Consider the following 11769-nt stretch of genomic DNA (forward strand, 5'->3'; position numbering starts at 1 on the left):
CACTGCCCGCCGCTTTCCGGCTGTCGAAAGGTCTCAGCCGCCGCCCGCCTCGATCTGCTGCACGAGGTTCCACAGGATGCGCAGGTCCTGCGGGTCGAGTTCATCGTCGCCGAGGCCGCGGAAGTGGTTGTGGAAGGCGCGCACCGCGGCGGCACGATCGTCCAGCGGGTAGCCGACCACGGCCAGCGCCATCCACGGGTCGAAGCCGGCGGGCGGATCGACCAGCACGCCCTGCGGCCAGCGGCCGAAGCCCGCGGCGGCCAGTCGCTGCCAGGGAAACAGCGGGCCGGGATCGTTCTTGCGCGCAGGCGCGAGATCCTGGTGGCCGATGATCTGCTCGCGCGGGATCTGCAGGCGTTCGGTGAGGTCGGCGAGCAGGCGCAGCAGGCTGTCGATCTGCGCTTGCGCGAACGGGCTGTGGCCGTCGTTGTCCAGCTCGATGCCGATCGAGGCGGAGTTGAGGTCGGTGATCGTGCCCCAGCGCCCGCCGCCGGCATGCCAGGCGCGCAGCTGGTCGGACACCAGCTGGTAGAGATGCCCGTTGGCGCCGATCAGGTAGTGCGCGCTGACCGGACCGCCACTGTTGGCCGTGCGCAAGGTTTCCAGGCTCTGCCGCACCGATTGCTGGTCGGTGAAATGCAGCACGATCAGCACCGGCCGGCGGATGTCGTGGTTCGGCGAGGGCACCCAGGTCGCCAGCGGATTGCGCGGCGGCAGCGGGGCGCAGGCGGCGAGCAGGGCGAGCGCAAGCAGCACGGAGGCGGCGCGCAGCAGGCGGAGTATCGGGAATGCGCGCATCGCGGTGGGTCTCATGGTTTCGCGTTCTTTCTCGTCATTCCGGCGTTCGCTGGAATGACGGTGATGGGTGATGGCGGTGATCAACGCAACCACGGCCGGGCGATCTCCAGCGCGGTGCGGTACGGCTCCGGCTCGTTGCGGTTGCTGAGCAGGATCACGGTGAGGCGCTGCTTCGGCCAGCGCACGATCACGTTGCGGAAACCGATGCTTTCGCCGGAGTGCCACAGCGTGTCGCCGGTGATGCGCCAGCCATAGCCGTAGCTGGCCTCGTACGGTTCGCCGGTGACCTTCACGTGCGGGCTGAAGGCGAGCTTGCGCGAGGCGTCGCTGAGCAGGCGGTCGTCGTACAGCGCGGCGTCCCACTTCGCCAGGTCCTCGACCGAGGAATAGATGCCGCCGTCGCCGCGGGTGGCGCTGGTGACGCTCTGGTCGGTACGCGTCCACTGGCCGCCCACCTCGCTGTAGCCGTAGGCGCGGTCGTCCACGTCGGGGCCGTCCTTCTCGTACAGCAGCGTGTGATTCATGCCCAGCGGCTGGAAAATCTGCTGCTTGAGGTACAGCGGCAGGCTGTAGCCCGAGGCGCGCTCGACCACCAGGCCGAGCAGCACGTAGCCGGTGTTGCTGTAGCGGTAGGCGGTGCCGGGCGCGAAGTAGGTCTTCGGGGTGGCGGAGAGCATGCGCAGCACGTCGTTGTCGCTGACCTGCCCGGTGGTGCCGGGCGGGATCAGGTCTTCGTAGTCGACCAGGCCGCCGGTGTGGTCGAGCAGCTGGCGCAGGGTGACGGCGGAGGTCGTCTGCGGCAGCGAGGGCAGCCAGCGGCGTATCGGATCGTCCAGCGTGAGTCGACCCTGTTCGGCCAGCAGCAGGATCGCCGCGGCGGTGAACTGCTTGCTCACCGAGGCCAGCCGGTAGTTGGTGGCCGGCGTGGCCTTGTCGTCGTCCTCGAGGTTGGCCAGGCCGTAGCTGCGATCGACGACGGCCTTGCCGTCCTTGATGACCAGCAGCGAGGCGCCGGGCACGTCGCCGGCGTAGGGCGCCATCAGCGCGTCGACCGGATCGACCGGCTTGGTTCCGCCGCAGCCGGCGAGCAGGATGGCAGCGGCGAGGCCGATGAAGAGTCTGTGCATGGCGGATCTCCCCTCGTTGATCGTGCCTCGTAGGGCGGGCACTGCCCGCCGCATTTGCGAAGCGCGTTGCGCCGCGCCGAAGAGCCGGCGGGCAGTGCCCGCCCTACGGGTTTCCGCACACGGTGGCTTCATTTCACCGGCACGTCGTAGATGGTGTGTGGCGTCGGCTCCGGCTCGAGGGTGTAATGCCACCACTCCATCGGGTAATTGCGGAAGCCTTCGCGTTGCATGGCGTCGCGCAGCACCACGCGGTTGGCGTGCTGCTGCGCGGTCACCTCGGGCGAGTCGGTGTGCGCGCGCACGTCGAAGAAATCGAAATCGGTGCCCATGTCCAGCGGCGTGCAATGCGTGCCGTCGTCGGCGCACTGCTGCATGGTCAGGTCGATGGTGGCGCCGCGGCTGTGACCCGAGCTTTCGGCGATGTAGCCGTGCAGGAGTTCGGACTTGTCCAGCCGCGGGTAGTGCTGCGGCTTGGTGCGCTGGTCGGAAAGGTCGTGCGCCCAGCGCACGAAGTGCGCCACCGCGCGGGCGGGGCGGTAGCAGTCCCAGATCTTCAGGCGCCGGTGCTGCGCGCGCAGCTCGTGCTCGACCTTCGCCAGCGCCTCGGCGACCGGGCGCAGCAGCAGGCAGGCCGGCGCGCGATAGCCGTCCGCCGGCGTGCCCATGAAGTTGTCGCTGCCGGCGTACTTGATGTCCTCGGCGATGTCCGGCACCAGCGTGCGGATGTCGACCAGGTTCGCCGCGGCGGCAGTCGTCGCCGGCGACAGCGCCGGCGGCTGGTCCGCGTGGGTGATGCCGCTGACGGCGACGAGCAGGGCAAACGCGATCAGATGCCCGGCTTTCGCAGGAGCCCGCTTGCGGGCGATGCCTTTTCTTCCGCCAGGCACGGGAGCATCGCCCGCAAGCGGGCTCCTGCCGGCGGTGATGGGCGACGGGTTGGTCATGGGTGGCAGCTCCCCACGCGCTGGAAATCGAGGTCCTCGTAGTCGGAACTGAAGTCGCCCAGCGGGTCGAGCTTGGCCATGCGCAGGGTGATCGGCTGGCTGGCGGTGGCCGCATGGAAATCCAGCCAGGCATCCAGGTCGGCCGAATCGTCCCAGTGCACGAAATAACGCTTGCCCAGGCGCATCACCGTGCCGGCCAGCGTCGGCGACTTCGCGGCGGCGAAATGCATTTTTCCGTCGCGCGGGCACAGCGTGACGTAGCCGAACCACGGGTCGCGATACTGCCCGCTCCAGCGCGCCAGTTCGGCGGTGCTGGCTGGCCGCTGCGTCGAGGTGTCCGGGGCGGACGAGGACGGCGACCGCTGCTTCGCCTGCTGCTCCAGCGCGTCGGCGTACCAGCTCACGTCGCGGCTGGAGTTGGGTGCGGTGAAATGCTTCATAAGCACTTCGCCGAGCACGGTGCGTGCGTCGTCCGCCTCGCCGTTGATCATGAACACGAAGCCGCTCTTGCGGTCCGGCAGCAGGGCCAGCATCGAGTACATGCCGTTCAGCGTGCCGGTGTGCCACACGCTCCACTGGCCGTCGACGTCGGCCATGCGCCAGCCGTAGCCGTAGGCCATGATGTGGCTGTTGTCCCAGGCGCGGCGCTGTGCGGAAACCGGGATCAGCATGTGCGGCGCCTGCAGCACGTCGCGCTGCACCGACGACAGCCACTGCAGTTGTGCGTGGGTCGGCACCAGCCAGTTGCGGGCCCAGCTCAGCATGTCGGTGAGGTCGCAGCGGATGCCGCCGGCGGCGGCCGAGGTGATCGCGGGAATCGCCGCGGCTTCGGGGATCGGCACGTTGCGGCCGCCGTCGCGGCGATGCGGCGTGGCCACGTCGCCCACCGTGTCGCGGTTCCACGCGCCGACCTGGCAGCGGTCCAGGTGCAGCGGCGCGAACACTTCGCGGCGCATCAGCGTTTCGTACGGTGCACCGCCCGCGGCGGCGGCGACTTCGCCGGCCACCACGTAGAGCAGGTTGTCGTACTGGTATTGCGAGCGGAAGCTGTAGCCGGGCTTGATGAAGGCGAGGCCGTGGATGATGTCGGCGCGGGTGAACGCGTTCGGTTCCGGCCACAGCATCAGGTCGCCGCCACCTTCGGGCAGGCCGCTGGAATGGGTGAGCAGGTCGGCCACGCGCATGTTCGCGGTGACCCATGGGTCATTCATGCGGAACTGCGGCAGGTACTTCGTCACCGGATCGTCCCAGCGCAGCTTGCCTTGATCGACGAGGCGGCCGAGCAGGGCGGTGGTCATTGCCTTGCTGTTGGAGGCGATCTTGAACAGCGTCTGCGGGGTGATCGGCTGGCCCGAGCCGGCGATGGTTTCGCCCACGGTGCGCGTGTAGACGACCTGCCCGTTCTCGATCACGCCCACGGCGATGCCGGGCAGATGGTAGCGGGCGACGGTGGCGTCGACGATCCTGTCGAGGGCGGCGGTTTCCGCCCCGGGCGTGGCCGCGTGGACGAGCGTGCAGCCCAGCCCGAGTGCCGCGGCCAGCAGCAGGCGCGGCTTAATGACGATCGGCATGGCGCTCGACCTCGCCCCACACGCGCAGCAGGTTGCCGCCCCACAGCTTGGCGATGTCGGCGTCGCTGAAGCCGGCGCGGCGCAGCGCGGCGGTGACGTTGCGGGTTTCGCTGGCGTCCTTCCAGCCGGTGATGCCGCCGCCGCCGTCGAAGTCGGAGGCGATGCCGACGTGGTCGATGCCGGCGACCTTCACCATGTGCCGGATCTGCTTCACGTAGTCGTCCAGGGTGGCCAGCGGATATTTCTTCTGGATCTCGGCCATGCCGGCTTCCATCTCCGGCCGGTAGTCGTCGCTGTCGCTGTCGTATTCCTTCTCGCCGGCCTGTTTGGCGATGGCGTTCTGCAGTTTCTTCTCCGCGGCCTCGCGGCCCGGGTCCTTCTTCAGGAATTCCTTGTAGGCCACGGCGTCGATCACGCCGCCCTTGGCGGCGATCGCGCGCAGCAGGTCATCGGGCAGGTTGCGCGGGTGGTCGAGCACGGCGCGGGCGCCGGAGTGCGAGGCGATGATCGGCGTGCTGGACACCTTGAGCGCATCGCGCACGCAGTTGTCCGAGGCGTGGGAGATGTCGACCAGCATGCCGAGCTGGTTGGCGCGCTTCACCACGGCGCGGCCGAAGTCGCTCATGCCCTTGTCGCCGGCGCTGTTCATCGCCGGCTCGCCATGTTCGGTGTCGGGCAGCGAGCTGGTGCACAGGTCGTTGTTGCCGACGTGGACCAGGCCGACGGAGCGCGCGCCACGGTCGAACGCGGCGTCGAGGCGGCGGATGTCGTGGCCGAGCGAGTAGGCGTTCTCGATCTCGATCGTGGCCGAGAGCAGACCGGCCTTGTGGTTGGCCATCAACTGTTCGGGCGTGGTGGCCAGGCGGATGCGGTCCGGGTACATCATCAGCATGCGGCCGATGCCGTCGTATTTCTGGCTGGCCTGTTTCACCGCCTTGGCGTAGCCGGCGGCGTCGAGCTTGTGCTGCGGCACCCAGATCACGAAGAACGCCGCGTTCAGGCCGCCGCGCTCCATCTTGCCCAGGTCGACCAGCAGGCGGGTGTCGTGCCCGACGTCGAAACGCGGCTCGCCCATGTAGTTGAACGGGATGTCGACGTGGGTGTCGATGGTGATCGGCGGATCCTGCTGCGCTTGCGCGGGCAGTGCACCGGCGAAGCTCAAGGCGGTGAGGAGGGCGAGGCGGACAGTCGTGTTCATGGCGTTTCCCAGTTCCGGGCCGGCTGTTCGCCGGCGATCATTTCCTCGAAATGCTGCCGCCGCCGCACCACGGCGTAGCGGCCCCGCTGCAGCAGTACCTCGGCGGCCAGCGGCCGCGAGTTGTAGGTGGAGGCCATCGACGTACCGTACGCGCCGGTGGCCTTGATCAGCAACAGGTCGCCGGCGGCGCATTCGGGCAGTTCGCGTGCGCGGGCGAAGGTATCGCCGGTCTCGCACACCGGGCCGACGATGTCGTAGGTGGTCATCGGGCGCGGCTCGTCCGCTACCGGCACGATGTCGTGCCAGGCGTCGTACAGGCTGGGCCGCTGCAGGTCGTTCATCGCCGCGTCCAGCACCAGGAACGTGCGCTCGATGCCGGGCTTGACGCGGATCACCCGGGTCAGCAGCACGCCCGCCTCGGCGACCAGGTAGCGCCCTGGTTCCAGCAGCAGGCGGCCGCGAAAACCGGCCAGCGCCTCGCGGATCACGCCTGCGTAATCGGCGGCGGCCACCGGCCGGTCCACGCCGGCGCGATAGCACACGCCCAGTCCGCCGCCGACGTCGATGCTGTTGAGCGGGTGGCCGGCCTGCTCGAGTTCGCGCCAGAACGCGGCGACCCGCTGCAGCGCAAGGCGGAACGGATCGAGGCTGAGGATCTGCGAGCCGATGTGCACGTGCAGGCCGTCGAGCTGCACGTGGTCGAACGACTTGCGTTGGGCGAACCAGCGGCGCGCCTCGTCGATGCTGACGCCGAACTTGTTCTCCGACTTGCCGGTGGAGATCTTCGCGTGGGTCTGCGCGTCCACGTCGGGGTTGATGCGCACGGCGGCGCGCGCGGTCACTTCCTGAGCGTTCGCGACCCGTTGCAGGGTATGCAGTTCGTCCAGCGATTCGACGTTGAAGCGCATGATGCCGACGTTCAGCGCGCCGGCGATCTCGTCGGCGCTCTTGCCGACACCGGAGAACACGATGCGTTCGGCCGGCATGCCGGCGTTGAGCGCGCGGCGCAGCTCGCCGACCGAGACGATGTCGGCGCCGACGCCGGCTTGCGCCATCAGCTGCAGGATGGCGAGGTTGGGGTTGGCCTTGACCGCGAAGCAGATGGTGGCGTCGAGGTCGGCCAGCGCGGTTTTCAGCGCGTCGATGCGCTGGTGGATCGCGCTGGCGGAATAGGCGTGAAAGGGGGTGGGGATGCGTTCGGCCAGCCGCTGCAGGTCGACGCCATCGAGCCAGCGCGGCGCCGACATCCCGGTGGCCGCGAGGTTGCCGGGCATGGCGGCCGGCGTGGCGTGGAGGTGGTTCATGGGCAGTGGCGGGCCATTGTCGGTCGCCCGCAGGGCGGGCAAAAAAAGGGCGACCCACCATTCCGTGTGGGTCGCCGCCAGGGGAGTACGTTCAGAAGTCCACGCTGAGGGTGAGTTGGGTGAAGCGCGGCGCCTGGAAGCTGATGCCGTCGCCGAAGGTGTCGCTGGTGCCGTTGCCGATGGTGGTCTGCAGGTCCTGGTCCACGTTCAGCGTCTGCTGGGTGTTGAACAGGTTGTACACCGCCAGCTTGGCCTTGAAGCGGCCGGTGTCGCCGATCGGCAGGATGTAGCTCACGCTGGCGCCGACGTTGTAGGTCCACGGCGTGCGGCCGTACTTGCCGCGCGGCGAGTTCACATAGACGCGGTCGGCGGAGAACTCCGAATCGCAGTTCTGCACGCAGGTGTAGTAGCTGTGGTAGTTGGACGCGTCGAACGGGTTGCCCACGCCGAAGCCGGTGATCGGCGTGCCGGACAGCGCCTGCAGGTCGGCACCGAGCTGCCAGTGCGGAGTCAGCGCGTAGGTGCCGCGCAGCTTGAACTGGTGACGCCGGTCGTTGGGCAGGTAGCCGTCGCCGCCGAAGTTCACCCACGGGTCATCGAAGTTCTCGGTGCGGCCGGTGTCGTCGAAGTTGGTGTCCGAGTTGACCGGGCCTTCCGCGTTGCCGCGGCTCCACGACAGCGTGTAGGAGGCATTGAACGCCCACTGGTCGTCCCAGGCGCGGTTGATCTGGAACTCCACCGCGGTATAGCTGCGCTTGGGCTTCACCCAGCCGCGCTGGCCGATGTAGGTCATGATCGGGTCGCCGTCGGCGTCGACGCCATCCTGGCGGTACATCGCCCAGCCTTCCTTGGAGGTGTCCACGGTGATGTAGCCGTCGGGCGTGCCGTCGCAGTTGGAGTCGCCCCACACCTGCACCTTGGAGCCGGGGTTGGCCATCACCCAGCCGATGTAGCCATCCTCGCCGCACTGCGCGGTGGCGCTGATCTCCATGTCGTCGATCGCGTTGTGCAGGCGGCGATAGGTGCCGCTGACGCCCCACGACCACTTGTCGTCGATCATCTGCTGGAAGCCGAGGATCGCCTCGTCCTGGTAGACCTGGTCCATGTCGTGGTCGACCTCCGAGCGCAGGTCGCCGACGGTGCCGTCGCCCTGCGAGGTGTCGACGCCGCCCAGTTGCGGGCCGAGGATCGGCATGGCGTACTGCGAGCCGTTGCGGTCCTCGATCTGCCAGCCGCCGAAGGCGTAGTAGGTGCGTTCGTCGAGCAGGCCGCCGGCCTGCTTGATGTTGATCACGTTGGCCACCGGCAGATAGTAGCGGCCGAGGTTGCCGAACAGCTTGGTGCTGCCGTCGCCCTTCATGTCCCACGAGAAGCCCACGCGCGGCGCGATCATGTTGTCCATCTTGATGTAGCTCTTGCCGTCGCCGCCCTTGTTGTCGAAGCCGTCGCTGCGGATGCCGGCGTTCAGCAGCAGGTTGGAGGTGACCTGCCAGTTGTCCTCGATGTAGTACGCCGAGTTGGTGGTCTCGAAGTTGCCGGCGATCTCGTAGCGGCGCGCGCGCACGTAGCCGGTGTAGCCGGGCGGGATCACGCCGCCGCCGTTGGGGTTGGAGATCGAGGAGCCCGGGTCGGCCTTGTACACGTTGTAGTAGATCGCGCCGGGGCCGGGGTAGTAGCGCTCGTAGTCGGAGGTGTTCTGCTCGTGGTCGAAGCCGAAGCGCAGCAGGTGGTCGCCCAGCGTCCACTCGAAGTCCGCGCGCGCCTGCTTGCGCACGTCGTTGCGATGGCTCACCGATGAGTTGGTGGTGCAGCCGAGCGCGACACCGGGCAGGGCGATCTTGCCGTCGCTGGCCACGCGGTTGCATTCCACGTCGCTGAGCCCGCGGTTGAACGACTCGCGGTCGTTGCGGCCGTACATCAGCTTCATCGACAGGTCGTTGGTGAGGTAGCTGGTCCAGGTGAGGTTCCAGTTCCTGCCGCCGGTGTCGGTGTAGATCTCGTTGGTCTTGTTGCCGGTGATGTCGCCGGTGTAGGTGTAGTCGTAGACGTCGCCCACGTTGCTGTTCTTGTCCGAGAAGGCCATGAACTCAAGCAGGTTGGCGTCGGTGATGTGCCAGTCGATCTTGGTGCCCCAGAAGCCGGTGTCGGCGCTGTTCTTGGTCAGCGTGGTGCCGGCGTCGTTGGTGTTCTCCGGCGAGGAGTCGCGCGCCTCGTACATGGCGAAGAAGAACAGCTTGTCCTTCACGATCGGGCCGGACGCGTAGACGTTGAGCTTGGCCAGCGCGTCGCGGTCGCGGCTGGCGGTGAGGTAGCGCGTGCCGTCGGCGCGGTAGTGGTCGTCGGCGCGCGAGTGCCAGCTGGCCGGCTCCATGGTGAGCTCGGCGCCGTACTTGAACTGGTTGGTGCCCGAGCGCGTCACCGCGTTGATCACGCCGCCGGTGGTGCGGCCGAACTCGACCGAGTAGCCGCCGGTCTTGACCTGGAACTCCTGGTAGAACGCGAACGGCGCCGAGGAGAAGCCGTTGCGATTGTAGAAGTCGGTGACGTTGAGGCCGTTGACGTAGAACGAGTTCTCCGCCACCGACGAGCCGCCGAAGGAGATGCCGCCGAAGCCGGCGACGCCCTTGTTGACGCCCGGCGCCAGCACGGCCACCGAGGTGATGTTCTGATCCACCGGCAGCCGCGCCAGTTGCTCGCGGGTGACGTTGGTGGCCGACTCGGTGGAGGTGACGTCGACGCCGGGGAGGACCGAGCCGCTGACCGTGACCGCGCTCAGTTCGGTCGCGGTCGGAGCCGAGCCGACGTTGACGGTGGTGGTGTTGCCCAGGCTCACCGTGACGTTGATCGGCTCGCTCGCGGCACCGCCGCCGCTGCTCTGCAAGGTGTAGGTACCGACCGGCAGGAACGGGAAGCGGTAGTTGCCCTTGGCATCGGCGGTGACGCTGCGGGTGAGGCCGGTGTCGGTGCTGGTCACCGTGACCACCGCGCCCGCCGCGGTGTGGCCGACCACGGCGCCGTCGTTGCTGCCGGCAAAGGCGGCAGGCACGGCCAGCGAGGCCAGGCCCATGCCAAGCGCCATGCAAAGTACGGTTCTGCGCAAGCTGCGACTGTTGCTCATTTCCCCATCTCCCCATCGACGCCGTCGATGCCAGTTTTTGTGAATAGCTGCCGGTTAGTTGCCGCCGCGTCCGTGCTCCGCTGGCAGCACCTGCCAGTCGAAGTCGTAGTCCAGTTGATCGAAGTACACGTTGCCGCCGTCCCACTCGGCCTCGCCGCGCTGCGAATCCACGTCGTCGGAACGGAAGTGGTGCTTGGGCGGCTCGAAGCGGCGCCCGTAGTCGGCATTGAAGGCGATGCGCCAATTGTCGAGCCCGCCGAGGTAGAACCACTCCAGCGCCGGGTCGTCGCCCGCGGCCGGATGCAGGCGGCCGGTGGTGACGTCCATCGGCACCCAGCCGTACGGCGCCAGGTACAGGAAGCCCCAGTCGTGGATGTTGCTGTAGCCGCTGCCGTCGGCGGCGAACACCATGCCGGACTGCCAGCGCGCGGGGATGCCGTTGAGGCGCAGCAGGGTCATCAGCAGCAGGGTCTGCTGGCCGCAGTCGGCGTGGCCGGCGTGCAGCGCGTAGTCGCTGATGTTGGAGATCGTCGAATACTCGCGCGCGCCGGCCCAGGGAATCCGGTCCACCGCGGCGAACAGTTTCTGCGCGATGCGGTACGGGTTCTTCTCCTCGCCCACGACCTTGCGCGAGAACGCGCGCATGGCGTCGGTGAACACGATGTGCGGCGCACGCTCGGCCACGAACGGGGCGAGTTCCGGCGTGATGGTTTCCGGCTGCACCTTGTCCGGGTCGATCGCGTGATATTGCGCCAGCAAGGTCAGTTCATAGGTCACCGAGAACACCGTCTTCTGCCCGGCCACCGCGGGCTTTTCCAGGTACACCGTGCGCTGCGGCGCCGATTTCGGCGCGATGTCGTGCTTCGCCGGCACGCTGGCGACGTAGCGGATGTCTTCCTGCTGGCCGGGGATCGCCTGCGGGTAGGGAATCCACGCACGCACGATCTTGCCCGCGGGCACCGCATCGGCGTCGACGGTGAGTGTCTGCGTCATGCGCAGGCGCTGCGGCAGCACGCTGGCGCGATGCTGGTCGAGCGCGGCGTGGAAGATCGCGCGCTGGTGGTCGTTGAGCGATTCCATCGGGCCGTCGGTGATCGGTGCCTGCACCGCGCGCCGCGCCACCGCCTCGGGGCTGAGCCGGAACAGATTGCCGGGTGAACGCTTGAAGTACAGCGTGCGGCCGTCGATGACCTGATGTTCGAACAGGCCGGCGGCGTTCCACTTCGCGAACTCGGCGTCGGTGAGGTCGGGGATCTGCTTGCGCACGCGCGCCTCGACCTCGTCCGCGCTCAGGGTGAAGTCGAGCAGGATGCGGCGCATGCGCTCGCGCTGGAACAGCAGTGCCTGGCGCTGCTCGGCCGACACGCCCGGCTGCGCCAGCGCGGTCTCGATCGCCGCCTGCGCCGCCTTGAAATGGCCGGCGTCGATCTGGGCAATGACGGGATTCAGCGGTGAGCCACCCACGCTCGCCCCCGCCGGCAGGCCGGCGGACAGCGCCAGCGCGGCCACCAGCAACAGGCGCGCGGCCCGGGCATGGCGTCGTATTCTCGTGGTGGCAGGCAATGGTGTATCCATCGAGCGGCGTCTCCGCATCCGATCCCCTGAAATGGCTGTGTAACACGCTTGCAAATGCTGGTCAATAATTTATGCTTCAAACCAATTCGACTCGAATCAGCTATTCCTTGCCGACACGACAGCGAGGCTGGCAC

Annotated in this window: 8 protein-coding genes; all 8 read right to left on the bottom strand. The window is 68.0% G+C overall.

All coding sequences use genetic code 11. From position 1 onward, the window contains the following. Positions 1 to 33: 33 nt before the first annotated feature. Positions 34 to 813 carry an N-acetylmuramoyl-L-alanine amidase gene (locus ACVCMC_RS16375; RefSeq protein WP_447099523.1) on the bottom strand — a complete coding sequence of 260 codons (780 nt, stop codon included), beginning with the start codon at positions 811 to 813 and terminating at the stop codon, positions 34 to 36. A gap of 65 nt (positions 814 to 878) precedes the next feature. Beyond that, positions 879 to 1925, bottom strand: a complete 1047-nt coding sequence (locus ACVCMC_RS16380; protein ID WP_447098068.1) for a serine hydrolase domain-containing protein — start codon at positions 1923 to 1925, stop codon at positions 879 to 881. A gap of 128 nt (positions 1926 to 2053) precedes the next feature. After that, a complete protein-coding gene (locus ACVCMC_RS16385) occupies positions 2054 to 2869 on the bottom strand; it encodes a M15 family metallopeptidase (RefSeq protein WP_447098069.1) in 816 nt (271 codons plus the stop codon). Continuing rightward, positions 2866 to 4440, bottom strand: a complete 1575-nt coding sequence (locus tag ACVCMC_RS16390) for a serine hydrolase (RefSeq protein WP_447098070.1) — start codon at positions 4438 to 4440, stop codon at positions 2866 to 2868. The genes ACVCMC_RS16385 and ACVCMC_RS16390 overlap by 4 nt, the downstream gene beginning before the upstream one ends. Beyond that, entirely contained in the window at positions 4424 to 5638 is a 1215-nt protein-coding gene (locus tag ACVCMC_RS16395) for a dipeptidase (RefSeq protein WP_447098071.1), read from the bottom strand. The genes ACVCMC_RS16390 and ACVCMC_RS16395 overlap by 17 nt, the downstream gene beginning before the upstream one ends. After that, entirely contained in the window at positions 5635 to 6942 is a 1308-nt protein-coding gene (gene lysA, locus ACVCMC_RS16400) for a diaminopimelate decarboxylase (protein ID WP_447098072.1), read from the bottom strand. Before lysA ends, ACVCMC_RS16395 begins: the two co-directional genes overlap by 4 nt. A 91-nt stretch (positions 6943 to 7033) precedes the next feature. Then, positions 7034 to 10060, bottom strand: coding sequence for a TonB-dependent receptor (locus tag ACVCMC_RS16405; protein WP_395120167.1), 3027 nt, complete (start codon positions 10058 to 10060; stop codon positions 7034 to 7036). Between the two features lie 54 nt (positions 10061 to 10114). Then, positions 10115 to 11635 (bottom strand): transglutaminase-like domain-containing protein, encoded by a 1521-nt coding sequence (locus tag ACVCMC_RS16410; RefSeq protein WP_447098073.1) that lies wholly within the window; start codon positions 11633 to 11635, stop codon positions 10115 to 10117. Positions 11636 to 11769: the final 134 nt, after the last annotated feature.

Source organism: Rhodanobacter sp. UC4452_H20, assembly GCF_052978205.1.